This is a genomic window from Pseudomonas fluorescens Q2-87 (assembly GCF_000281895.1).
Taxonomy (GTDB): Bacteria; Pseudomonadota; Gammaproteobacteria; order Pseudomonadales; family Pseudomonadaceae; genus Aquipseudomonas; species Aquipseudomonas fluorescens_S.
Map to the genome: position 1 here is coordinate 1,366,669 of NZ_CM001558.1, position 24,638 is coordinate 1,391,306.

General features: G+C 60.3%; 20 protein-coding genes, 3 tRNA genes and 1 riboswitch. Of the genes, 21 read left to right on the top strand and 2 right to left on the bottom strand.

Annotation, left to right across the window (positions count from 1 at the left end; genetic code table 11):
* Positions 1 to 2 precede the first annotated feature (2 nt).
* The 13 genes from acs to astE all read left to right on the top strand — a co-directional run bounded on the left by acs (position 3) and on the right by astE (position 15,067).
* The gene (acs, locus tag PFLQ2_RS21480) at positions 3 to 1,958 is read left to right on the top strand and encodes an acetate--CoA ligase (RefSeq protein ID WP_003178833.1); all 1,956 of its coding nucleotides are present in this window, start codon (positions 3 to 5) and stop codon (positions 1,956 to 1,958) included.
* 709 nt (positions 1,959 to 2,667) lie between these two features.
* The gene (locus tag PFLQ2_RS21475; RefSeq protein ID WP_003178835.1) at positions 2,668 to 3,441 is read left to right on the top strand and encodes an ABC transporter substrate-binding protein; all 774 of its coding nucleotides are present in this window, start codon (positions 2,668 to 2,670) and stop codon (positions 3,439 to 3,441) included.
* Positions 3,442 to 3,532: 91 nt separating this feature from the next.
* Positions 3,533 to 4,222 (top strand): ABC transporter permease, encoded by a 690-nt coding sequence (locus tag PFLQ2_RS21470; RefSeq protein ID WP_003178836.1) that lies wholly within the window; start codon positions 3,533 to 3,535, stop codon positions 4,220 to 4,222.
* On the top strand, positions 4,219 to 4,917 hold the full coding sequence (locus PFLQ2_RS21465) for an ABC transporter permease (protein ID WP_003178837.1): 699 nt from the start codon (positions 4,219 to 4,221) through the stop codon (positions 4,915 to 4,917). The genes PFLQ2_RS21470 and PFLQ2_RS21465 overlap by 4 nt, the downstream gene beginning before the upstream one ends.
* A gap of 56 nt (positions 4,918 to 4,973) precedes the next feature.
* Positions 4,974 to 5,738 (top strand): ABC transporter ATP-binding protein, encoded by a 765-nt coding sequence (locus PFLQ2_RS21460; protein WP_003178839.1) that lies wholly within the window; start codon positions 4,974 to 4,976, stop codon positions 5,736 to 5,738.
* Positions 5,739 to 5,851: 113 nt separating this feature from the next.
* Positions 5,852 to 6,832 carry a GlxA family transcriptional regulator gene (locus tag PFLQ2_RS21455; protein WP_003178842.1) on the top strand — a complete coding sequence of 327 codons (981 nt, stop codon included), beginning with the start codon at positions 5,852 to 5,854 and terminating at the stop codon, positions 6,830 to 6,832.
* Between the two features lie 411 nt (positions 6,833 to 7,243).
* A complete protein-coding gene (locus PFLQ2_RS21450) occupies positions 7,244 to 8,464 on the top strand; it encodes an aspartate aminotransferase family protein (RefSeq protein ID WP_003178849.1) in 1,221 nt (406 codons plus the stop codon).
* Positions 8,465 to 8,648: 184 nt separating this feature from the next.
* Positions 8,649 to 9,668, top strand: coding sequence for an arginine/ornithine succinyltransferase subunit alpha (gene aruF / locus PFLQ2_RS21445; protein ID WP_003178851.1), 1,020 nt, complete (start codon positions 8,649 to 8,651; stop codon positions 9,666 to 9,668).
* A 54-nt stretch (positions 9,669 to 9,722) separates the two neighbouring features.
* A complete protein-coding gene (gene astA / locus PFLQ2_RS21440) occupies positions 9,723 to 10,748 on the top strand; it encodes an arginine N-succinyltransferase (RefSeq protein ID WP_003178854.1) in 1,026 nt (341 codons plus the stop codon).
* On the top strand, positions 10,745 to 12,214 hold the full coding sequence (gene astD / locus PFLQ2_RS21435) for a succinylglutamate-semialdehyde dehydrogenase (RefSeq protein ID WP_192814257.1): 1,470 nt from the start codon (positions 10,745 to 10,747) through the stop codon (positions 12,212 to 12,214). Before astA ends, astD begins: the two co-directional genes overlap by 4 nt.
* A gap of 128 nt (positions 12,215 to 12,342) precedes the next feature.
* Positions 12,343 to 13,689 (top strand): N-succinylarginine dihydrolase, encoded by a 1,347-nt coding sequence (astB, locus tag PFLQ2_RS21430; RefSeq protein WP_003178860.1) that lies wholly within the window; start codon positions 12,343 to 12,345, stop codon positions 13,687 to 13,689.
* Positions 13,690 to 13,759: 70 nt separating this feature from the next.
* Positions 13,760 to 14,047, top strand: coding sequence for a hypothetical protein (locus tag PFLQ2_RS21425; protein ID WP_003178862.1), 288 nt, complete (start codon positions 13,760 to 13,762; stop codon positions 14,045 to 14,047).
* 12 nt (positions 14,048 to 14,059) lie between these two features.
* Positions 14,060 to 15,067, top strand: a complete 1,008-nt coding sequence (gene astE / locus PFLQ2_RS21420) for a succinylglutamate desuccinylase (RefSeq protein WP_003178864.1) — start codon at positions 14,060 to 14,062, stop codon at positions 15,065 to 15,067.
* A gap of 122 nt (positions 15,068 to 15,189) precedes the next feature.
* Here astE and PFLQ2_RS21415 read toward each other — a convergent pair whose 3' ends face one another.
* A complete protein-coding gene (locus PFLQ2_RS21415; RefSeq protein ID WP_003178865.1) occupies positions 15,190 to 15,699 on the bottom strand; it encodes a 6,7-dimethyl-8-ribityllumazine synthase in 510 nt (169 codons plus the stop codon).
* A gap of 101 nt (positions 15,700 to 15,800) precedes the next feature.
* Positions 15,801 to 15,968, bottom strand: a riboswitch (FMN riboswitch).
* Positions 15,969 to 16,258: 290 nt separating this feature from the next.
* On the opposite strand from PFLQ2_RS21415, the gene ltaE reads away from it, so the two are divergent.
* The 7 genes from ltaE to PFLQ2_RS21380 all read left to right on the top strand — a co-directional run bounded on the left by ltaE (position 16,259) and on the right by PFLQ2_RS21380 (position 22,222).
* Entirely contained in the window at positions 16,259 to 17,263 is a 1,005-nt protein-coding gene (gene ltaE / locus PFLQ2_RS21410; protein WP_003178867.1) for a low-specificity L-threonine aldolase, read from the top strand.
* Between the two features lie 146 nt (positions 17,264 to 17,409).
* Positions 17,410 to 20,031 carry an alanine--tRNA ligase gene (gene alaS, locus PFLQ2_RS21405; protein ID WP_003178868.1) on the top strand — a complete coding sequence of 874 codons (2,622 nt, stop codon included), beginning with the start codon at positions 17,410 to 17,412 and terminating at the stop codon, positions 20,029 to 20,031.
* Between the two features lie 89 nt (positions 20,032 to 20,120).
* Positions 20,121 to 21,362, top strand: a complete 1,242-nt coding sequence (locus tag PFLQ2_RS21400; RefSeq protein ID WP_003178870.1) for an aspartate kinase — start codon at positions 20,121 to 20,123, stop codon at positions 21,360 to 21,362.
* A 185-nt stretch (positions 21,363 to 21,547) separates the two neighbouring features.
* Positions 21,548 to 21,736: a carbon storage regulator CsrA gene (csrA, locus tag PFLQ2_RS21395; protein ID WP_003178872.1), complete on the top strand. Its 189-nt coding sequence runs from the start codon at positions 21,548 to 21,550 to the stop codon at positions 21,734 to 21,736.
* A gap of 62 nt (positions 21,737 to 21,798) precedes the next feature.
* Positions 21,799 to 21,889 (top strand) — tRNA-Ser (locus PFLQ2_RS21390).
* Between the two features lie 107 nt (positions 21,890 to 21,996).
* Positions 21,997 to 22,073, top strand: a tRNA-Arg gene (locus tag PFLQ2_RS21385).
* Positions 22,074 to 22,145: 72 nt separating this feature from the next.
* Positions 22,146 to 22,222 (top strand) — tRNA-Arg (locus tag PFLQ2_RS21380).
* A gap of 40 nt (positions 22,223 to 22,262) precedes the next feature.
* On the opposite strand, the gene PFLQ2_RS21375 is transcribed toward PFLQ2_RS21380, so the two are convergent.
* Complete coding sequence (locus tag PFLQ2_RS21375; RefSeq protein WP_003178874.1) at positions 22,263 to 22,766, bottom strand: hypothetical protein; 504 nt, start codon at positions 22,764 to 22,766, stop codon at positions 22,263 to 22,265.
* A gap of 321 nt (positions 22,767 to 23,087) precedes the next feature.
* Here PFLQ2_RS21375 and mgtE point away from each other — a divergent pair, with 321 nt between their 5' ends.
* Entirely contained in the window at positions 23,088 to 24,530 is a 1,443-nt protein-coding gene (gene mgtE / locus PFLQ2_RS21370; protein ID WP_003178875.1) for a magnesium transporter, read from the top strand.
* The last annotated feature ends 108 nt before the right edge of the window (positions 24,531 to 24,638 follow it).

Sequence of the window (24,638 nt, forward strand, 5' to 3'; positions counted from 1 at the left end):
AGATGAGTGCGGCTTCTCTGTATCCCGTTCGCCCCGAGGTTGCGGCCAGTACGTTGACTGACGAGGCGACCTACAAGGCGATGTATCAGCAGTCGGTCGTCAACCCGGATGGCTTCTGGCGCGAGCAGGCCAAGCGCCTCGATTGGATCAAGCCCTTCACCACGGTGAAGCAGACGTCCTTCGACGATCACCATGTCGATATCAAGTGGTTTGCCGATGGCACCTTGAACGTTTCCTACAACTGCCTCGACCGTCACCTGGCCGAGCGCGGCGATCAAATTGCGATTATCTGGGAGGGCGATGACCCGGCCGAGAGCCGCAACATCACCTATCGCGAGCTGCATGAAGAAGTCTGCAAGTTCGCCAACGCCCTGCGCGGCCAGGACGTGCATCGCGGCGACGTGGTGACGATCTACATGCCGATGATCCCTGAAGCCGTGGTCGCGATGCTGGCCTGTGCCCGGATCGGTGCGATTCATTCGGTGGTGTTCGGCGGTTTCTCGCCTGAAGCACTGGCCGGCCGGATCATCGACTGCAAATCCAAAGTGGTGATCACCGCTGACGAAGGCGTTCGCGCCGGCAAGAAGATCCCGCTCAAGGCCAACGTCGATGATGCGTTGACCAACCCGGAAACCAGCAGCATCCAGAAAGTCATCGTGTGCAAGCGCACCGGTGGTGGCATCAAGTGGAACCAGCACCGCGACATCTGGTACGAAGACCTGATGAAAGTCGCCGGCACCGTTTGCGCGCCGAAGGAAATGGGCGCCGAGGAAGCGTTGTTCATCCTCTACACCTCCGGTTCCACCGGCAAGCCCAAGGGTGTGCAGCACACCACGGCCGGCTACCTGTTGTATGCGGCGCTGACCCACGAGCGCGTGTTCGATTACAAGCCGGGCGAGGTCTACTGGTGCACCGCCGACGTCGGCTGGGTCACCGGCCACAGCTACATCGTCTATGGCCCGCTGGCCAACGGCGCGACCACGCTGCTGTTCGAAGGCGTGCCGAACTACCCGGACATTACCCGGGTGGCCAAGGTCATCGACAAGCATAAGGTCAATATCCTCTACACCGCGCCAACCGCTATCCGCGCAATGATGGCGTCGGGTACCGCCGCTGTTGAAGGCGCGGATGGCAGCAGCCTGCGCCTGTTGGGCTCGGTGGGTGAGCCGATCAACCCCGAAGCCTGGGACTGGTACTACAAGAATGTCGGCAAGGAACGTTGCCCGATCGTCGACACTTGGTGGCAGACCGAAACCGGTGGCGTGCTGATCAGCCCATTGCCGGGCGCCACGGCGTTGAAACCCGGTTCGGCCACGCGTCCGTTCTTCGGTGTGGTGCCGGCGCTGGTGGACAACCTCGGCAACCTGATCGAAGGCGCGTCCGAAGGCAACCTGGTGATTCTCGATTCGTGGCCAGGCCAGGCCCGTACGCTGTACGGCGACCATGACCGCTTCGTCGACACCTACTTCAAGACCTTCAGCGGCATGTATTTCACCGGTGACGGTGCGCGTCGCGACGAGGACGGTTACTACTGGATCACCGGCCGGGTGGATGACGTACTCAACGTGTCCGGTCACCGCATGGGCACGGCCGAGATCGAAAGCGCCATGGTCGCCCACCCGAAAGTCGCCGAAGCGGCGGTGGTCGGTGTGCCGCACGACATCAAGGGGCAGGGCATTTATGTCTACGTCACCCTGAACGCTGGCGAAGAAACCAGCGAGGCACTGCGCCTGGAACTGAAAAACTGGGTGCGCAAGGAGATCGGTCCGATTGCTTCGCCGGACGTCATCCAGTGGGCGCCGGGTCTGCCGAAAACCCGTTCGGGCAAGATCATGCGCCGCATCCTGCGCAAGATCGCCACGGCGGAATACGACGCGTTGGGTGATATCTCCACCCTCGCCGATCCAAGTGTGGTGGCGCACTTGATCGAGACGCACAAGACCATGAACGTCGCCTGACGGTAACCCGTAAAACCGAAAAGCCCCGCCCGGCAGTGCCGAGCGGGGCTTTTTTTGGATGTCGAGCGCGTAGCTCTGTGGCGAGGGAGCTTGCTCCCGCTGGGCTGCACAGCAGCCCCAAAACCAGACACTGCGGTCATTCAGTCATACCGTATCGGCCGACCTACGACTGCTGCGCAGCCGAGCGGGAGCAAGCTCCCTCGCCACAGGGTTGTGTGTGTGGCTGGCATGGTCCGCGAATAAATATCGAGCTTTGTCGTCAGACGCTTCCGAATGTTACCCATGTTTCGAAATGTGTAACCAAAGGCGCCACAACGGGGCGATGTGAAACGTAACGCCCTGCTACAGGGCGGCTCCAGACGTCTCTGAAAATAAGCCGACACGCTGTGCTTGCCGGATTAGAAGGGTTTGCGAATAATGGGCCCGCTATTTGCAGCATAGATCGGTTTCCCTTCTTTTGCCTTTGCATGAATTTGCGGGGCTGTCAATGTGCTCGATCCGCTTTCTTGGTGCTTCTGTAATTTGTTGTCGCATTGAAGAAATATCGGCTTCGGGCCTGTCGTTAGAATGCCGATCACTCGCTCGTCGTGGCCTGCGTTGAATAAAGCGTGGGCTTCCTAGGACGCAGCACCAAAGTTCGTTTCACCCATTCGCATATTGGGCTGTTGCTCACTCTGCCGTTTTTGCCCTTTACCGATGGAGTCCCAAGATGAAGAAACTTGTGCTGCTTGGCGCCCTGGCACTGTCCGTGCTGTCGCTGCCGACCTTCGCCGATGAAAAGCCTCTGAAAATCGGTATCGAAGCGGCTTACCCTCCGTTTGCCTCGAAAGCCCCGGATGGCAACATCGTCGGTTTCGACTACGACATCGGCAATGCGCTGTGCGAAGAGATGAAGGTCAAGTGCGTGTGGGTCGAGCAGGAATTCGACGGTCTGATCCCGGCGCTCAAGGTCCGCAAGATCGACGCGATCCTTTCGTCCATGTCCATCACCGAAGACCGCAAGAAGTCCGTTGATTTCACCAACAAGTACTACAACACCCCGGCTCGCCTGGTGATGAAGGCCGGCACCCAGGTCAGCGACGGCCTGACCGAGCTCAAGGGCAAGAACATTGGCGTGCAGCGCGGTTCGATCCACGAGCGTTTCGCCCGTGAAGTCCTGGCCCCGCTGGGCGCCGAGATCAAGCCGTACGGTTCGCAGAACGAGATCTACCTCGATGTTTCCGCAGGTCGTCTCGACGGCACGGTGGCAGACGCTACGCTGCTGAATGACGGCTTCCTGAAGACAGACGCCGGCAAAGGCTTCGCGTTCGTTGGCCCGGCCTTCACCGACGTCAACTATTTCGGCGACGGCGTGGGCATCGCGGTGCGCAAGGGTGACGCGCTGAAAGACAAGATCAGCGCTGCCATCGCAGCCATCCGCGAGAACGGCAAGTACAAGCAAATCCAGGACAAGTACTTCGACTTCGACATTTACGGCAAGTAAATACGTCGCTTTGATAAGTGCGAAATGGCGCAAGCAACAGAATCTCTGCGGTTTGCGCCATTTTTTCATCCCACATTCGAGGACCTGAATCATGTTGAAAGGCTACGGGGCTGTCATCCTCGATGGCGCATGGTTGACGCTTCAGCTCGCCTTGTCGTCCATGGCCCTGGCCATTGTCCTGGGGCTGATCGGCGTTGCATTGCGCCTGTCGCCGGTACGCTGGCTGGCGTGGCTGGGCGACCTGTATTCCACGGTCATTCGCGGCATTCCCGACCTGGTGCTGATCCTGCTGATTTTCTACGGCGGCCAGGACTTGCTCAACCGCGTCGCGCCGATGCTCGGTTATGACGACTACATCGACCTGAACCCGTTGGCGGCCGGTATTGGCACCTTGGGTTTCATCTTCGGTGCGTACCTGTCGGAAACCTTTCGCGGTGCGTTCATGGCGATCCCCAAAGGGCAGGCCGAGGCGGGCATGGCGTACGGTATGAACGGCTTCCAGGTGTTTTTCCGGGTGCTGGTGCCGCAGATGATTCGCCTGGCGATTCCGGGCTTCACCAACAACTGGCTGGTATTGACCAAGGCCACCGCGCTGATTTCGGTGGTGGGTCTGCAAGACATGATGTTCAAGGCCAAGCAGGCGGCAGACGCCACTCGCGAGCCTTTTACCTTCTTCCTGGCAGTGGCGGCGATGTACCTGGTGATCACCAGCGTCTCGTTGCTGGCATTGCGTCACCTTGAGAAGCGCTACTCGGTAGGCGTAAGGGCGGCTGATCTATGATCTTCGACTACAACGTCATCTTCGATGCCTTGCCGCTGTACTTCAGTGGCCTTGTGACCACCCTGAAGCTGCTGGCACTGTCGCTGTTCTTCGGTCTGCTGGCGGCGCTGCCCCTGGGTTTGATGCGCGTGTCCAAGCAGCCAATCGTCAACATGACGGCCTGGCTCTACACCTATGTGATTCGCGGCACGCCGATGCTGGTGCAGCTGTTCCTGATCTACTACGGGCTGGCGCAGTTTGCGATTGTGCGCGAGAGCTTCCTCTGGCCATGGCTGTCCAGCGCGACCTTCTGCGCATGCCTGGCGTTCGCCATCAACACCAGCGCCTACACCGCCGAAATCATTGCCGGCAGCCTGCGGGCCACGCCCAACGGTGAAATCGAGGCGGCCAAGGCCATGGGCATGTCGCGCTACAAGCTGTATCGCCGGATCCTGTTGCCATCGGCCCTGCGCCGCGCGCTGCCGCAATACAGCAACGAAGTCATCATGATGTTGCAGACCACCAGTCTGGCGTCCATCGTGACCCTGATCGACATCACCGGTGCCGCGCGCACGGTGAATGCGCAGTATTACTTGCCGTTCGAGGCCTACATCACGGCCGGCGTCTTCTACCTGTGCCTGACCTTCATCCTGGTGCGCCTGTTCAAATTGGCCGAGCGCCGCTGGCTGGGTTACCTGGCTCCGCGCAAGCACTGATAACGCATCGATCCGATCGACTGCTCAACGACTGACGTTTTGTGAGAACCGACCGCATGTACAAGCTCGAAGTCCAAGACCTGCATAAACGCTATGGCAGTCACGAAGTGCTCAAGGGCGTGTCCCTGAAAGCCGCCGCTGGCGATGTGATCAGCATCATCGGCTCCAGTGGTTCCGGCAAAAGTACCTTCCTGCGTTGCATCAATCTGCTCGAGCAGCCCCATGCCGGCAAGATTTTGCTCAACAACGAAGAGCTCAAGCTGGTGGCCAACAAGGATGGCGCGTTGAAGGCTGCGGACCCCAAGCAACTGCAGCGCATGCGTTCGCGGCTGTCGATGGTGTTCCAGCATTTCAACCTGTGGTCCCACATGACCGCGCTGGAAAACATCATGGAAGCGCCGGTGCATGTGCTGGGCGTTTCCAAGGCCGAGGCTCGCGAGAAGGCCGAGCATTACCTGAACAAGGTGGGCGTGGCGCATCGCAAGGATGCCTACCCGGGCCACATGTCCGGCGGCGAACAACAGCGCGTGGCGATTGCCCGTGCCCTGGCGATGGAGCCCGAGGTGATGCTGTTCGATGAGCCGACCTCGGCCCTCGACCCTGAATTGGTGGGCGATGTGCTCAAGGTGATGCAGGCCCTGGCCCTGGAAGGCCGGACCATGGTGGTGGTGACGCACGAGATGGGCTTTGCCCGTGAAGTGTCGAACCAGCTGGTGTTCCTGCACAAGGGCGTCGTCGAGGAAAGCGGCAACCCGCGCGAAGTGCTGGTCAATCCGCAATCGGAGCGCCTGCAGCAATTTCTTTCGGGCAGCCTCAAGTAATCGCTCCCGCTACGCACCTGATTTGGGTCATGCTGCGCACCGCGCGCCAGATGGTCTAATTTGGTTGCAGCCGCTTTTGGCTTTAACACTGTTTTTGCTTCGGATCGCCCGCCATGACTGCCCATCGAATAGGTTTCCTGATTTGGCCCAGCACTAAAGCCTTGACGCTGGCGCTGGCTGAGGAGGCCTTGCGCGTTGCTCAGCGGGTGCATCCGGATGTGATCTACGAATTGTCGTTCCTGCAGGCCGAGCCGGCAGCCGAGGGGCCGTGGCAATTGCCGGGCGAACCCTGGGCCGGCAAGCTTGAAGGCTTGCAGAAGCTTTTCCTGCTGGCCGACGAACCGCCGACCACCCTGGCGTCGCCCTTGAGCAGCGCCCTCAAGCAGTTGGTGCGGGCCGGTTGTGTGATCGGTGGCTTGTCCGCCGGTGTGTATCCCCTGGCCCAGTTGGGGTTGCTCGACGGTTACCGCGCGGCTGTGCACTGGCGCTGGCAGGACGATTTCTCTGAACGCTTTCCCAAGGTTATCGCCACCAGTCATTTGTTCGATTGGGACCGCGATCGCCTGAGCGCCTGCGGCGGCATGTCAGTGCTCGACCTGTTGCTGGCGGTGCTGGCCCGGGATCATGGCGCGGAGCTGGCCGGTGCGGTGTCGGAAGAGTTGGTGGTCGAGCGTATCCGCGAAGGCGGCGAGCGCCAGCGCATCCCGTTGCAGAATCGCCTCGGCTCCAGCCATCCGAAGCTCACCCAGGCGGTGCTGCTGATGGAGGCCAACATCGAGGAGCCGCTGACCACCGACGAAATCGCCCAGCATGTGTGCGTGTCCCGTCGACAGCTGGAGCGGATCTTCAAGCAATACCTCAATCGCGTACCGAGCCAGTACTACCTGGAGCTGCGCCTGAACAAGGCCCGCCAGATGCTGATGCAGACCAGCAAGTCCATCATCCAGATCGGCCTGTCCTGCGGTTTCTCCTCGGGGCCGCATTTTTCCAGCGCCTACCGCAACTTCTTTGGCGCCACGCCACGGGAAGATCGCAACCAGCGGCGCAGCAGCAGCCCGTTCGAATTGTCCTCGGTGCCGTCCGAGCGCGGCTAGGGCAGATAAGACTCCTGCGGTAAGGCAACTTACCTGTGGCGAGGGAGCTTGCTCCCGCTGGGCCGCGAAGCGGGCCCAAACGGTAACCCTGTTGCGTCAGATTGATTGGAGGTTTTCCTGGTGGATGCTGCGCGCCCCCAGCGGGAGCAAGCTCCCTCGCCACAGATTACTCCTCTAAAACTCCAGTTGTGGCTGGCCAGGGAAATGTAAATGCCGGCGCCTCAAATCCCGCTGCACCGTTTAAACTGCGCCTTTGCGACGCTATTTGTCGCATTGCCGTAAACCCGCGAAAAACGTGGGTTGGCGCTATAAGAAGTTGTCGCTTGGCGGCAAGGCCGGGCTGAAAACTGTCCTTACAATCCCTACCAAGCTCGCCAGTTCCAGGCGGGTGTTCCTCTTCAGGAGACTCCGATGTCCGTTGAGCAAGCCGCGGTACAACGCGCCGATTTCGACCAGGTGATGGTTCCCAACTATGCACCTGCTGCCTTTATTCCTGTGCGTGGTGCCGGTTCCCGCGTGTGGGACCAGTCCGGTCGCGAGTTGATCGACTTCGCTGGCGGTATCGCAGTCAATGTACTGGGCCATGCCCACCCGGCGCTGGTCGGTGCATTGACCGAGCAGGCCAACAAGCTGTGGCACGTGTCCAACGTGTTCACCAACGAGCCGGCCCTGCGCCTGGCCCATAAGTTGGTCAACGCGACATTTGCCGAACGTGCGTTCTTCTGCAACTCCGGCGCGGAAGCCAACGAGGCCGCCTTCAAGCTGGCCCGTCGTGTCGCGTTCGATCGGTTCGGCAGCGAAAAATACGAAATCATCGCCGCGCTCAACAGTTTCCACGGTCGTACCTTGTTTACCGTCAACGTCGGTGGGCAATCGAAGTACTCCGACGGCTTCGGTCCTAAAATCACCGGCATCACCCACGTTCCTTACAACGACCTGGCTGCACTGAAAGCGGCTATTTCGGACAAGACCTGCGCCGTGGTGCTGGAGCCGATTCAGGGCGAGGGCGGTGTGCTGCCGGCGGAACAGGCTTACCTGCAAGGTGCTCGCGACCTGTGCGATGCCCACGATGCGCTGCTGGTGTTCGACGAAGTGCAGACCGGCATGGGCCGCAGTGGCCACTTGTTCGCCTATATGCATTACGGCGTGGTCCCGGACATTCTCACCAGCGCCAAGAGCCTGGGCGGGGGGTTCCCGATTGCCGCGATGCTCACCACCGAAGCGTTGGCCAAGCACCTGGTGGTCGGCACCCATGGCACCACGTACGGCGGCAACCCGCTGGCCTGCGCGGTCGCTGAAGCGGTGATCGATGTCATCAATACGCCCGAAGTGCTGGCCGGCGTCAAAACCAAGCATGCCAAGTTCAAGGCACGCCTGGAGCAGATCGGCGCGAAGTACGGCCTGTTTACCCAGGTGCGCGGTTTGGGCCTGTTGATCGGCTGCGTGTTGAACGACGCTTGGAAAGGCAAGGCCAAGGACATCTTCAACGCCGCCGAACAGGAAGGCCTGATGATCCTGCAAGCCGGCCCGGACGTGATTCGCTTCGCGCCGAGCCTGGTGGTGGAAGACGCCGACATCGATGCCGGCCTGGATCGTTTCGAGCGGGCCGCGGCGAAGCTGACCCAGGCCTGATGCTTAGGGCCTGACAGGGTCCAAATGTGGGAGCGGGCTTGCCCGCGAAGGCGATTGATCAGTCAACATTTCCGTTGGAAGTGATGGCCTCTCCGCGAGCAAAACCGCTCCCACGCCCAGTTTTTTTTCTCTGTGTATCGACCTCAATAGTCGAACCGTTTATTTCAAGTTAAGGAGTGACACCATGCTGGTGATGCGCCCCGCGCAAATGGCTGATCTGGGCGAGGTACAGCGTCTGGCTGCGGACAGTCCGATCGGTGTCACTTCCTTGCCGGATGACGTGGAACGCCTGAGCGACAAGATCGCCGCGAGCGAAGCCTCGTTTGCCGCTGAAGTCAGCTTTAACGGTGAAGAGAGCTATTTCTTCGTCCTTGAAGACACCGCGACCGGCAAGCTGGCGGGCTGTTCGGCCATCGTCGCGTCGGCCGGTTATTCCGAGCCGTTCTACAGCTTTCGCAACGAGACCTTCGTGCACGCCTCCCGCGAGCTGAAGATCCACAACAAGATCCACGTGCTCTCCCAGTGCCATGACCTGACCGGTAACAGCCTGTTGACCAGTTTCTATGTTGTGCCGGAGCTGGTGGGTTCGCCGTGGTCGGAACTCAATTCCCGTGGTCGCCTGCTGTTCGTCGCCAGCCATCCGGAGCGGTTTGCCGATTCGGTGGTAACCGAGATCGTCGGCTATAGCGATGAAAATGGCGACTCGCCGTTCTGGGACGCCATCGGTCGTAACTTCTTCGACCTCAACTACGCCGCCGCCGAGCGCCTGTGCGGGCTGAAAAGCCGTACCTTCCTCGCCGAGCTGATGCCGCATTACCCGATCTACGTGCCGCTGTTGCCGGACGCCGCCCAGGAAGCCATGGGCCAGGTCCACCCGCGTGCGCAGATCACCTTCGACATCCTGATGCGCGAAGGTTTCGAGACCGATCATTACATCGACATTTTCGACGGTGGCCCGACCTTGCATGCCCGTGTCTCGGGGATCCGCTCGATTGCCCAGAGCCGCGTGGTACCGGTGAAGATCGGCGAACCGGTCAAGGGCGCCGGCCGGCAATACCTGGTGGCCAATGCCCAGCTGCAGGACTACCGCGCCGTGTTGCTTGAGCTTGATTACGCGCCGGGCAAGCCTGTAACGCTGGACATGGAAGCGGCCGAAGCCCTGGGTGTTGGCGAGGGTGCCAGCGTGCGCCTGGTGGCGGTTTAACGCTTTACAGCTGAGTTTCGCGGGTGGCGAGAGCGACCCGTTTGAGGAGATAGCATGATCGTTCGTCCCGTACGCAGCAGCGATTTACCCGCTCTGATTGCCCTGGCCCGCAGCACCGGCACCGGCCTGACCACCTTGCCGGCCAACGAAGAGCGCCTGGCCCATCGGGTCGGCTGGGCCGAGAAGACCTTTCGCGGCGAAGCCGGGCGCGGCGATGCGGACTACCTGTTCGTGCTTGAGGACGACGACGGTCGGGTGGTGGGCATTTCCGCCATCGCCGGTGCCGTGGGCCTGCGTGAGCCCTGGTACAACTTCCGGGTCGGCCTGACGGTCAGCGCCTCCCAGGAACTGAACATCTACCGGGAAATCCCGACCTTGTTCCTGGCCAACGACCTGACGGGCAATTCCGAGTTGTGCTCGCTGTTCCTGCACGCCGATTACCGCAACGGCCTCAATGGCAGGATGCTGGCCAAGGCGCGGCTGTTGTTCATCGCCGAATTCCCGCAATTGTTCGGCAACAAGATCATCGCCGAGATGCGCGGCATGTCCGACGACAACGGCCGCTCACCGTTCTGGGAGAGCCTGGGCCGGCATTTCTTCAAGATGGAATTCAGCCAGGCCGATTACCTGACGGGCGTGGGCAACAAGGCGTTCATCGCCGAATTGATGCCCAAATTCCCGCTGTACACCTGCTTCCTTTCCGAGGACGCGCGGGCGGTGATCGGTCAGGTTCATCCCGATACCGAACCGGCGCTGTCAATGCTCAAGAGCGAAGGCTTCAGCTACCAGGGTTACGTCGACATCTTCGATGCCGGCCCCGCCGTAGAGTGCGAAACCGCCAAGATCCGTGCGGTTCGCGACAGCCAGGCGCTGGTGCTGGCCATCGGCACGCCGGGCGACGATGCCACGCCATTCCTCATCCATAACCGCAAGCGCGAGGACTGCCGTATCACCGCTGCGCCGGCGCGCTTTGCCGCAGGCACTCTGGTGGTCGATCCGCTGACCGCCAAACGTCTTCAACTCAACGCTGGCGATCAGGTACGTGCCGTCGCGTTGTCTGCTGCTCGGGAGTCGAAATAATGAAGTCGCTGTATATCGCAGGTACTTGGCTCGAAGGCCAGGGCGACGTCTTTGAATCGTTGAATCCAGTGACTCAGCAAGTGCTGTGGACCGGCAAGGGCGCCACGGCGGCGCAAGTTGAGTCGGCGATACAAGCAGCACGCCAGGCCTTCCCGGACTGGGCCCGGCGTACGCTGGACGAACGCATCCAGGTGCTGGAAGCGTTTGCCGCCGCCCTGAAGAAGCGCGCGGATGAACTGGCCCGTTGCATCGGTGAAGAAACCGGCAAACCGCTGTGGGAAGCCGCCACCGAAGTCACCAGCATGGTCAACAAAGTCGCCATTTCGGTGCAGAGCTACCGCGAGCGGACCGGTGAGAAGAGCGGCCCCCTGGGCGACGCCACCGCCGTGCTGCGCCACAAACCTCACGGTGTGGTGGCAGTGTTCGGCCCTTACAACTTTCCCGGCCACCTGCCTAACGGCCACATCGTCCCGGCGTTGCTGGCCGGTAACAGCGTGCTGTTCAAGCCAAGCGAGCTGACGCCAAAAGTCGCCGAGCTGACGGTTCAATGCTGGGTCGAGGCCGGTCTGCCGGCAGGCGTGCTGAACCTGCTGCAAGGCGCCCGGGAAACCGGTATCGCCCTGGCGGCCAACCCGGGCATCGACGGGCTGTTTTTCACCGGTTCCAGCCGCACCGGCAATCTCTTGCATCAACAGTTTTCCGGGCGTCCGGACAAGATCCTGGCGCTGGAAATGGGCGGCAACAACCCACTGGTAGTGGATGAAGTGGCGGACGTCGATGCGGCGGTCTACACCATTATCCAGTCTGCGTTCATTTCGGCTGGCCAGCGCTGCACTTGTGCGCGCCGCTTGCTGGTTCCGCAAGGGGCATGGGGCGATGCTCTGCTGGCACGCCTGGTGGCGGTCAGCTCGACCATAGACGTGGGGGCTTTTGACCAACAGCCTGCACCGTTCATGGGTTCGGTGGTTTCCCTGGGCGCGGCGAAGGCGCTGATGGATGCGCAAAACCATTTGCTGGGCAAAGGCGCCGTGCCGCTGCTGGCCATGACCCAACCCCAGCCCCAGGCTGCGTTGCTGACGCCGGGCATCCTGGACGTGACGGCAGTGACCGAGCGGCCTGATGAAGAGCTGTTCGGACCGTTGCTGCAGGTGATTCGCTATGCGGATTTCCCCGCGGCAATCGCCGAGGCCAACAATACTCAGTATGGCTTGGCTGCCGGGTTGCTCTCGGACTCGCAGGCGCGCTACGAAGAGTTCTGGCTGCAAAGCCGGGCCGGTATCGTCAACTGGAACAAGCAGCTGACCGGTGCCGCGAGCAGCGCGCCGTTTGGCGGCATCGGCGCCTCGGGCAACCATCGCGCCAGCGCTTATTACGCGGCGGATTATTGCGCGTATCCGGTGGCTTCCCTGGAGACGCCGAAGCTTGTCATGCCGACTGCCCTGACCCCCGGCATAAAAATGGTGTAGCCCCATTCGCGAGCAAGCCCGCTCCCACATGGATTGCGCAAGCCCCTGTGGGAGCGGGCCTGCCCGCGAAGGCCGCGACGCGGTTGCAATTGATGCCTATAAAAACAGATTCTCGTGGAGCCTCGCTGATGAAATCCTATGAAGTCAACTTTGACGGTCTAGTGGGGCCGACCCATAACTACGGCGGACTCTCGTTCGGCAACGTCGCGTCCCAGAGCAACAGCCAGCAGTCCTCGAACCCCAAGGAAGCAGCGTTGCAGGGCTTGGCGAAAATGAAAGCGCTGATGGACATGGGCTTCCAGCAAGGCGTGCTGGCGCCGCAAGAGCGTCCGGACGTGGCGGCCCTGCGCCGGTTGGGTTTTGCCGGCAGCGATGCGCAGGTCATCCAGCAGGCGGCAAAAGAAGCGATGCCGTTGTTGGTTGCCAGTTGCTCGGCCTCCAGCATGTGGGTGGCCAACGCTGCCACGGTCAGCCCGAGCGCCGACACTGCTGACGGACGCGTGCATTTCACCGCCGCCAACCTGAACTGCAAATACCACCGCAGCATCGAGCATCCAACCACCAGTCGCGTCCTGGGGGCGATGTTTGCCAATCAGCAGCATTTTGCCCATCACGCCGCGTTGCCGGCGGTGGCTCAATTCGGCGACGAAGGCGCAGCCAACCACACCCGTTTCTGCCGCGCCTACGGCGAGGCCGGTGTCGAATTCTTTGTGTTCGGTCGTAGTGCCTTTGATCCCCGTTACCCTGCGCCACAGAAGTACCCGGCGCGCCAGACGCTCGAAGCGTCCCAAGCTGTCGCCCGCCTGCATGGCCTGAGCGAGGACGGCGTGGTCTACGCCCAGCAGAACCCGTCGGTGATCGACCAGGGCGTGTTCCACAATGACGTGATCGCGGTGGGCAACGGTGAAGTGCTGTTCTATCACGAGGACGCGTTTCTGGAGACCGACAAGATGCTGGCCGAGCTGAGCAGCAAGCTCGCCAAGGTCGGTGGCAAATTCCAGTCGGTGTGTGTGCCGCGTTCGGCGGTCACGGTGGATGATGCGGTGCGTTCCTACCTGTTCAACAGCCAATTGCTGTCGCGTCCAGACGGCTCGATGCTATTGATCGTGCCGGAAGAGTGCCGCAGCAACGAACGTGTCTGGCAATATCTGCAAGGCCTGACGGGCGCCGGCGGGGTGATTCGCGAAGTGAAGGTCTTCGACCTCAAGCAAAGCATGCAGAACGGTGGTGGCCCGGCCTGCCTGCGGTTGCGCGTGGCCCTCAATGAAACCGAGCTGGCGGCGGTCAACCCAGGGGTTATCATGACCGCGCCGTTGTACGATTCGCTGACCCAATGGGTCGAGCGGCACTACCGCGACCGCATGACCGAAAATGATCTGGCGGACCCGCAGTTGCTGCTTGAATGCCGTGCGGCACTGGATGAACTGACACAAATCCTTAAACTTGGCGCGGTTTATCCTTTCCAGATCAATTGAAAGCGCGCGCGACCTGACTACAGTCAAGGAAGGGCGCGTTGCCTTTATCTCCAGACGAGAACGTAAAAACATGAGCGATACCCTGCAGCTGATCCTTGAAGACACCGACGGCACCCAACTGGAAACCTCCTGCACCCGCGTCGCGGTGATGTGGCAAGGCAAGGAGTTGTGGATCCAGCAGGATGGCCGCGGTCAGTTGCTGATCGGCGTGGATGTCGAGGAAGGAGACGAGGAATACGCCAACCTGTTGCTGCGTCCATTGGCGACCAACCTGGTCAGCCTGCAACTGGAAATGGAACCGGCTGACGTCGGCGACGATGACCATGTCCATGGCCCGGATTGCGGCCACGACCATTAAGGAAACCGCGCTATGCTCGCCCTCGGCAAACTGCTTGAACTGACCCTCGCCGGCCGTGAACCGGCGGAGAAGACTCAACTGACTGTCGAAGGCGTACGGATGCGCTGGTTGAGCGAGGGCGCGCTGGAGGTCAAGCCGCCCGAAGCCCGGGACAACGGCCTGGACCTGCTGCTATCGGCCGGTATCCACGGCAACGAAACCGCGCCCATCGAATTGCTCGACCGCTTGCTGCATGACATCGCCCGTGGGGATTTGAAGCCGCGGGCACGCATTCTGTTTCTGTTCGGCAATCCCGAGGCCATTCGGCGCGGCGAGCGTTTCGTCGAACAGGACGTCAACCGGCTGTTCAATGGTCGCCATGAGCTGAGCGGCGGTGCCGAGGCGTTGCGGGCCTGTGAGCTGGAGCGGCTGGCCGCCAGTTTCTTCAATCGGCCCGAGCGCAGTCGCCTGCATTACGACCTGCACACCGCCATCCGTGGTTCGAAGATCGAGCAGTTCGCCCTGTACCCATGGAAAGAAGGCCGCCAGCATTCACGCCGTGAACTGGCGCGCCTGCGTGCGGCGGGCATGGAGGCGGTGCTGTTGCAGAACAAACCGTCCATCGTCTTCAGTTCTTATACCTACGACCAGCTCGGCGCCGAGTCCTTCACCCTGGAGCTGGGCAAGGCCCGGCCGTTCGGCGAGAACGAAGGCGTCAACGTGAGCCTGCTGGAAACCCGCCTGCAACAGATCATCGAAGGCAACGAGCCGGAACTGGACGACGGGCTCGGTGGCCTGCAACTCTTCAGCGTGGCGCGGGAAATCATCAAGCACAGCGACAGCTTCCGCCTGAACCTGCCAGCGGATATCGAGAACTTTTCGGAGCTTGAAAAAGGCTACGTACTGGCCGAAGACATCGCCCAGACTCGCTGGGTGATCGAAGAAGAGGGCGCGCGGATCATCTTCCCGAACCCGAAGGTCAAGAATGGCTTGCGAGCCGGGATCCTGATCGTGCCGGCCACGGATGAAAACCTGGCCTGAAATCAACATCGTTCAAATGTGGGAGCGGGCTTGCTCGCGAAAGCGGCGTGTCAGTCAAAAATTGTTTACTGATACACCGCTTTGGCGAGCAAGCCCGCTCCCACAGGTTTTTCTAGCGGTTTTTAGCTCGCTACCGCCCGCTGCTCACTGCGGCGCAACGCCCGGGTCTTGTGCAGGGTATCGGCGCAGGTCTTCGCTGCTTCCTGACCTTTGTGCACGAAATGCTCGAAGAAGAACTTCTGGTGTTCTTCGCCAGCATGAAAGTGATGCGGTGTGAGCACGACCGAGAACACTGGCACTTCGGTTTCCAACTGAACCTGCATCAGGCCGCTGATCACCGATTGGGCGACAAATTCGTGGCGATAGATGCCACCGTCCACCACCAGGCCTGCGGCGACGATGCCGGAATAACGGCCGGATTTGGCCAGTAGTTTGGCGTGCAGCGGGATTTCGAAGGCGCCGCCGACTTCGAAGAAATCGATGTCGCTCTCCTGATAACCCTGATTGACCATTTCAGCGACGAAGCCTTTACGGCTCTGGTCGACGATTTCCTTGTGCCAGCAGGCTTGGATGAACGCGACGCGCTCGCCCGGGTGGCTTTTGATCTTGCTGTCGATTGCGGTGGGTTGCATGTTCTGGTTCCTGTTTGTGTGAAAAACAGGGCGTCATGAATCGAAGGGGATTCGAGGGTACGCCGCATACAAGACAGTCGCGGTCGGCCCTTGGGTGTCAATCCCGTTCTCTCTTCATCCGGACTATGACCGTCGGCCCCGGGATCACACCGGGTCTGCTGACCTTGCCGCTACACCGCAAAAGCCGTGTACCACCAAGCGCTCGCGGGCTATGCACGTTGCGTGCAATTACCGCCGGTGGGGAGTTACACCCCGCCCTGAGAACGTTTTTGCCGCCATCGTTTTGGCAGCGGAGGATTTTTAACACATATTTCAGCGTAACGCATGAGCGGATTCCACAACGAACACATGGCCAGTCAGGAGCTTTCTGTGGCGAGGGAGCTTGCTCCCGCTCGGGTGCGAAGCAGCCGCAAAAATCTTGGGGCCGCTTCGCAGCCCAGCGGGAGCAAGCTCCCTCGCCACCGAAATTCCGTCGATCAGGCTTGATTATTCTTCGCCATGCCCGCAGTAATTGCCGTTCGAAAGGAATTTCCCACCACTTGAGCCCGAGGCCAGATTCATGAGCGTTATCGATCTTCGCAGCGACACGGTCACCCAACCCACCGCCGGCATGCTCGACGCCATGGCCAGCGCGCCGACCGGCGACGATGTGTATGGCGAAGACCCGACCGTCAATCGTCTCGAAGCCGAACTGGCCGGGCGCCTGGGGTTCGCGGCGGCGCTGTTCGTGCCCACGGGGACCATGAGCAACCTGTTGGGATTGATGGCCCATTGCGAGCGCGGCGACGAGTACATCGTCGGCCAGCAGGCCCATACCTACAAATATGAAGGTGGCGGTGCGGCGGTGCTCGGTTCGATCCAGCCCCAGCCCCTCGAAGTGCTGGCGGACGGTTCCCTGGACTTGGCGCATGTGGCCGCGGCGATCAAGCCCGATGACTTTCATTTTGCCCGCACCCGCTTGCTGGCCCTGGAAAACACCATGCAGGGCAAGGTGCTGTCGCTGGATTACCTGGCCCAGGCTCGGCGTTTTACCCGGGAGCATGGCCTGGCCCTGCATCTGGACGGAGCGCGGCTGTATAACGCTGCCGTGAAGTTGAATGTCGATGCCCGAGAGATCGCTCAGCACTTCGATTCGGTCTCGGTGTGCCTGTCCAAGGGGCTCGGCGCTCCGGTTGGCTCGGTCCTGTGCGGCAGCGTCGAGCTGATCGGCAAGGCGCGTCGGCTGCGCAAAATGGTTGGCGGTGGCATGCGCCAGGCCGGAATCCTGGCGGCGGCGGGGTTGTATGCCTTGGAGCATCAGGTCCAGCGCCTGGCCGACGACCACGCCAATGCCCAGCGCCTCGCCGAAGGATTGCGGACGGCGGGTTACCAGGTCGAGCCAGTGCAGACCAACATGGTGTACGTGCAAATGGGCGAGCGGGCCGAGGCGATCAAGGCGTTTGCCGCTGAACGTGGGATCAAGCTCAGCGCAGCCCCACGGCTGCGAATGGTCACGCACATGGACGTAAGCAGTGCGCAGATCGACCGGGTAGTCGAGGCTTTCGTCGAATTTTCTCGCCAATGACCCGTCAAGCGGGCCAATTGACAGTTTCTATCGCATAAACACGCTGTACCCCACGCGAAGGGCCGATATAATGCGGCCCTTTGCCGTTGCTTCGTCTGTTGACGTTTTGCACAGGCCTTTGGCCGCAGCCTCCGTGGAAGAACCTAATGAAAAGCGCAGAAATCCGTGAAGCCTTCCTTCGCTTCTTCGAAGAGCAAGGCCATACCCGAGTAGCCTCCAGCTCTTTGATTCCGGGCAACGACCCGACCCTGCTGTTCACCAACGCGGGGATGAACCAGTTCAAGGACTGCTTCCTGGGCCAGGAAAAACGTGCCTACACCCGCGCGGTGAGCAGCCAGAAATGCGTGCGCGCCGGTGGCAAGCACAACGACCTGGAAAACGTCGGCTATACCGCTCGTCACCACACCTTCTTCGAAATGCTGGGTAACTTCAGCTTCGGTGACTATTTCAAGCGCGACGCCATCACCTTCGCCTGGACCTTCCTGACCTCCGACAAGTGGCTGAACCTGCCCAAGGAGAAGCTCTGGGTAACGGTCTACGCCACCGATGACGAAGCCTATGACATCTGGACCAAAGAAGTGGGTGTCCCGGCCGAGCGCATGGTGCGTATCGGCGACAACAAAGGCGCGCCTTACGCCTCCGACAACTTCTGGACCATGGGCGACACCGGCCCGTGCGGCCCTTGCACCGAGATTTTCTACGATCACGGCGCCGACATCTGGGGCGGCCCACCCGGCTCGCCGGAAGAAGACGGCGACCGCTACATCGAGATCTGGAACAACGTGTTCATGCAGTTCAACCGCACCGCCGATGGCGTGTTGCATCCGCTGCCGGCACCGTCGGTCGATACCGGTATGGGCCTGGAGCGGATCAGTGCGGTGTTGCAGCACGTTCACTCCAACTACGAGATCGACCTGTTCCAGAGCCTGCTGAGCGCTTCGGCCCAGGCCATCGGTTGCACCAACGACAACCAGGCTTCGCTGAAAGTCGTCGCCGACCACATCCGTTCCTGCGGCTTCCTGATTGCTGACGGTGTGCTGCCGTCCAACGAAGGCCGTGGCTATGTGCTGCGCCGGATCATTCGCCGCGCCTGCCGCCACGGCAACAAGCTGGGTGCCAAGGGCAGCTTCTTCTATCAGATCGTCGCGGCTCTGGCGGCCGAGATGGGCGAGGCCTTCCCGGAGCTCAAGTCCCAGCAGGCGCATATCGAGCGCGTGCTCAAGGCTGAAGAAGAGCAGTTCGCCAAGACCCTTGAACAAGGTCTGAAGATCCTTGAACAGGACCTGGCCGAGCTCAAGGGCAACGTGGTTCCGGGCGATGTGGTGTTCAAGTTGTACGACACTTACGGTTTCCCAATGGACCTGACCGGCGATATCGCCCGTGAACGCAACCTGACCCTCGACGAGGAAGGTTTCGAACGCGAGATGGAAGCCCAGCGGGTGCGTGCGCGTTCCGCCAGCTCCTTCGGCATGGACTACAACAGCCTGGTCAAGGTTGACGTGGCCACCGAGTTCACCGGCTACGCTGGTACCACCGGTTCGGCCAAGATCGTTGCTATCTATAAGGACGGCCAGTCGGTCGACATCCTGAGCGAAGGCCAGGAAGGCGTGATCGTGCTGGACAAGACGCCGTTCTACGCCGAATCCGGCGGCCAGATTGGCGATAGCGGCTACCTGCAGGCCGGCAGTTCGCGCTTCGACGTGCGCGACACCACCAAGACTGGCGGCGCTTTCCTGCACCACGGCGTGCTGGCATCGGGCAGCCTGATGATCGCCGCCCCGGTGGCCGCCCATGTCGACGCCGACGTTCGGCATGCCACGTCGCTGAACCACTCCGCCACCCACTTGCTGCACGCCGCGTTGCGCCAGGTACTGGGCGAGCATGTCCAGCAGAAGGGTTCTTTGGTGGACAGTCAGCGCCTGCGCTTTGACTTCAGCCACTTCGAAGCCATCAAGCCTGAGCAACTCAAGGCGCTGGAAGACATCGTCAACGCCGAGATTCGCAAGAACTCCCCGGTAGAAACCGAGGAAACCGACATCGAGACCGCCAAGAAGAAGGGCGCGATGGCACTGTTCGGTGAGAAGTACGGCGACAGCGTACGCGTACTGAGCATGGGCGATTTCTCCGTGGAACTGTGCGGCGGCATCCACGCCAACCGGACCGGCGACATCGGCCTGCTGAAAATCATCAGCGAGGGCGGCGTGGCCTCGGGCGTTCGCCGCATCGAGGCGGTCACCGGCGCTGCGGCGCTGGCGTACCTCAACGCGGCAGAAGAACAACTCAAGGAAGCGGCGAGCCTGATCAAGGGCAGTCGTGACAACCTGATCGACAAGCTGTCGGCTGTGCTGGAGCGCAATCGCCTGCTGGAAAAGCAACTGGAACAGTTGCAGGCCAAGGCCGCCAGCGCGGCGGGCGACGATCTGTCGGCCCAGGCCGTGGACATCAAGGGCGTGAAGGTGCTGGCCGTGCGTCTCGACGGCCAGGACGGCAAGGCGCTGCTGGCGCTCGTCGATCAGTTGAAGAACAAACTCGGCCGCGCAGTGATCCTGCTCGGCAGTGTCCATGAGGAAAAGGTCGTTCTCGTCGCAGGCGTGACCAAAGACCTGACTGGCCAACTCAAAGCCGGTGATTTGATGAAGCAGGCCGCTGCGGCAGTGGGCGGGAAGGGCGGTGGTCGTCCGGACATGGCGCAAGGCGGTGGTACCGACGCCGGCGCACTGGACGCGGCACTGGCCCAAACCGTTGCATTTGTAGAGCAGGGTATTTAAGGCAGCGATCCGGGCTCGTGGTCTAGTAACGGGCCCGGTTACTGTTGATTGATTATTGGGCGCCCTTCATGGGCAGAGGCGGCTTTGAAATGGCTTTGATCGTACAGAAATTTGGAGGCACCTCGGTCGGCACTGTCGAGAGAATCGAGCAGGTCGCCGACAAGGTTAAGAAATTCCGTGAAGCGGGCGATGACCTGGTGGTTGTGCTGTCGGCAATGAGCGGCGAGACCAACCGTCTGATCGATCTGGCCAAGCAAATCAGTGGCGACCAGCAACCGGTACCTCGTGAACTGGACGTGATCGTTTCCACTGGTGAGCAGGTGACCATTGCCTTGCTGGCCATGGCGCTGATCAAGCGTGGCGTGCCGGCGGTGTCCTACACCGGCAATCAGGTTCGTATCCTGACGGACAGCGCGCACAACAAAGCGCGTATCCTGCAGATCGACGACCAGAAAATCCGCGGCGACCTGAAGGCTGGGCGTGTCGTCGTCGTCGCCGGCTTCCAGGGCGTGGACGAGCAGGGCAACATCACCACCCTCGGCCGTGGTGGCTCCGACACGACAGGCGTAGCGCTGGCGGCGGCTCTCAAGGCTGACGAATGCCAGATCTACACCGATGTGGATGGCGTCTACACCACCGACCCACGGGTAGTGCCTGTGGCTCAGCGACTGGACAAGATCACGTTCGAGGAGATGCTGGAAATGGCCAGCCTCGGCTCGAAGGTGCTGCAGATCCGGGCGGTCGAATTCGCTGGCAAGTACAACGTTCCGCTGCGCGTTCTGCACAGCTTCAAAGAGGGTCCGGGCACCCTCATTACTATCGATGAAGAGGAATCCATGGAACAGCCGATCATCTCCGGCATCGCTTTCAACCGCGATGAAGCCAAGCTGACCATCCGTGGCGTGCCAGACACCCCCGGCGTGGCGTTCAAGATTCTCGGCCCGATCAGCGCCGCGAACATCGAAGTCGACATGATCGTGCAGAACGTCGCGCACGATAACACCACTGACTTCACCTTCACCGTGCACCGCAACGATTACCCGGCCGCCGAAGCTGTGCTGAAAAAAACCGCTGGTGAAATCGGTGCCCGGGAAGTGGTGGGTGATACCAAGATCGCCAAGGTCTCGATCGTCGGTGTCGGCATGCGTTCTCACGCAGGCGTGGCCAGCCGCATGTTCGAATCCCTGGCCAAGGAAAGCATCAACATCCAGATGATTTCTACCTCGGAAATCAAGGTTTCCGTAGTGATCGAAGAGAAGTACCTGGAACTGGCTGTGCGCGCCCTGCACACGGCTTTCGAGCTCGACGCTGCTGCCCGACAGGGCGAGTAAGCGTTGCCTTGAGGGCGCGGCTTGACCGCGCCCTTTGTTTTTTTGAATGGCGCGTCCCCAAGACTGTTCTTTTGCCCGCGCTGGTCAATACTGAGGCTTGTAGGCTTCGACCGTTCCGGTTGTAGGTCCAATGCCTTCTTTTTGCAGACTGTTGTCCCTGAAGTGAATTGCGTGAGGAGAAAGGTATGCTGATTCTGACTCGTCGGTGCGCGGAAAGCCTGATTATTGGCGATGGCGAAATCACCGTGACCGTGCTCGGCGTTAAAGGAAACCAGGTGCGTATCGGCGTCAATGCTCCGAAAGAGGTTGCCGTGCACCGGGAGGAAATTTACCTGCGTATCAAGAAAGAGAAGGACGACGAACCAAGCCATTAATTTTTATCGATTTTTATGTTTGCAAACGGGGAGGAAGGTGGTTAATATACGCCCCGTGTTGCGGAGAGCTGGCCGAGTGGCCGAAGGCGCTCCCCTGCTAAGGGAGTACACCTCAAAAGGGTGTCGGGGGTTCGAATCCCCCGTTCTCCGCCATTATTCGTTTAGTGCGTCAGAACCTGGCTTGTTCAGTAAGTGTTTGAAATTACTGGAAAAAGCGCTTTACAAAAGGATTTGACGACCTATAATGCGCGGCAACAAATGCACTCGTAGCTCAGCTGGATAGAGTACTCGGCTACGAACCGAGCGGTCACAGGTTCGAATCCTGTCGAGTGCACCATTTAAGAGTTGTTTGCAGCAATGCAAATAACTTGGCTTCAACCAGTTGTGATCTGGTATAAAACCACAACTTGCACTCGTAGCTCAGCTGGATAGAGTACTCGGCTACGAACCGAGCGGTCACAGGTTCGAATCCTGTCGAGTGCACCAAACACCAAAAAGCCCGCGTTTAACGCGGGCTTTTTGCTGTCTACGATTTGCCTTTCACGCATCCCCTCTCATCGAACACGACCTCTGCACTGCGACCCTTCTTCGCCTTGTAGGTATACCGTGTGCTCGAATTCCTGATCTTGATCGCGTCCGGCTTGCCCAGCGCGCTTTCCACGTCGTACTGGCTCATGCCGATAAGGATCCGCCGATCCATGATGGCTTCGCGGCGCTGGCTGGCGTTGATGAGATTCCCGCAGCGGTCTTCGAACTGGCCGACCACTGTCGGTTCCTTGCGCTTGGTTTTGTTGCCGGATGTTTGCGGAAACTCGGCTTCGGGCAGCATCGGCTCAGTCATTGGTTCGATTGTGCCCACGTTGAAAGGATGGATTTCCTGAAGCGATAACGCGTCTCCCGGGCTACAGCTCAGCGTGGTGAAGGTGACATGCCCTGTGTGGTCTTCGCAGCGATGCACGGTTTGTCCGGCAGCCCACAAGGGCAGGCAGGGCAGGGCAGCGAGCAAAAACAGGTGGCGCCTGACAAGCATTCGAACGTCCTCCTTGACGATGAAAAAGAGAAGGTTAGTCGCTGCCGTTCTATCCGGGTGTGTGTTTTCTTTTCAGGATAAGTCATCGCAAAACCCAGGTTCAGCCTGCGTTCAGGTATGTCTCGCAAGCGCTTGTTCTTGCCATGATTTTTTAACGTTTTAAAGCGTCAAGCGGTGTATGATTGCGCCCGTCAGCCCCGCCGGGGCTTTGGAATATCTCCATGGACTTACCCAGTAGTTACTCAATATTCAGTTTTACCAATCATGAATTAACTGATTGATCCTTCCGGCGTGCTCCACTGCTGGGAGTGGAGTTCGCCTATGACCCAAGTAGAAGTAAAAAAAACGCAGGAAAGCCTTCAGGATCGTCTCGCTCAAGTCGTTGAGTTGCTGCAGCGCCAGCGGGTCGTTGAAGACCTGACGCATCGCCAGGAAGGTCCGCATCATGACCGGGTGGAAAACCTGGTCCACCGGCAGAATCTCGTCGAGCTGCAGCGCAAGCTCGATGACCTGCACTCTGCCGACGTCGCCTATATCCTTGAAGCGTTGCCCCTGGAAGAGCGTCTGACGGTCTGGCAGTTGGTCAAGGCTGATCGCGACGGTGACATCCTGCTCGAAGTGTCCGACTCGGTTCGTGAAACCCTGATCGCTGACATGGATGATCATGAGTTGCTGGCGGCGGCCAAGGAAATGGACGCCGACGAACTCGCCGACCTCGCGCCCGAACTGCCCCGGGACGTTGTCCACGAACTGATGGAAACCCTCGACGGCCAGCAACGTGAGCGTGTGCGCTCGGCGTTGTCCTACGACGAGGAGCAGGTCGGTGCGCTGATGGACTTCGAGATGGTGACGATCCGCGAGGACGTCAGCCTTGAAGTGGTATTGCGTTACCTGCGTCGTCTCAAGGAACTGCCGGGGCACACTGACAAACTTTTTGTGGTCGATTACGACGGCGTGCTGAAGGGCGTACTGCCTATCAAGCGTTTGCTCGTCAACGATCCGGAAAAGCAGGTGGCCGAAGTCATGGCCAGCGATCCGGTGAGGTTCCACCCGGACGAAGATGCGTATGACGCAGCTCAGGCGTTCGAGCGTTATGACTTGATTTCCGCTCCGGTGGTCGACAAGAACGGCAAGCTGATCGGCCGTCTGACCATCGATGAAATGGTCGACTTGATTCGTGAGGAAAGCGAAAGCGAAGTCCTCAACATGGCCGGTTTGCGCGAAGAGGAAGACATCTTCGCCTCGGTCTGGAAATCCCTGCGTAACCGCTGGGCCTGGTTGGCAATCAACCTGATCACGGCTTTTGTTGCCTCCCGGGTCATCGGCTTGTTCGAAGGCTCCATCGAGAAGCTGGTGGCGCTCGCGGCACTGATGCCTATCGTTGCGGGTATTGGCGGCAACTCCGGCAACCAGACCATCACCATGATTGTCCGTGCCATGGCGCTGGATCAGGTGAGTACCGGCAATACGTCGCGATTGATGCGCAAGGAACTTGCCGTCGCCTTGATCAACGGTGTGATCTGGGGTGGGGTGATCGGCGTGGTGGCTTATCTGCTTTATGGCAGTTGGTCGCTGGGCGTGGTCATGACTGCCGCGATGACGCTCAATTTGTTGCTGGCGGCGTTGATGGGGGTCTTGATTCCCATGACCCTGGCCCGCATGGGGCGTGACCCTGCCATGGGGGCCAGCGTAATGATCACCGCCGTGACCGACAGTGGGGGGTTCTTTATTTTCCTGGGGCTGGCGACTATTTTCCTGCTCTGAATCGTTCCCATGAAAAAGCCCGCCCTGTTTGGCGGGCTTTTTCATGGGCGCTGGAAAGGCGGATCAGGGCCAAATCCCAGGCAAAAAAAAGCCAGCACGAGGCTGGCT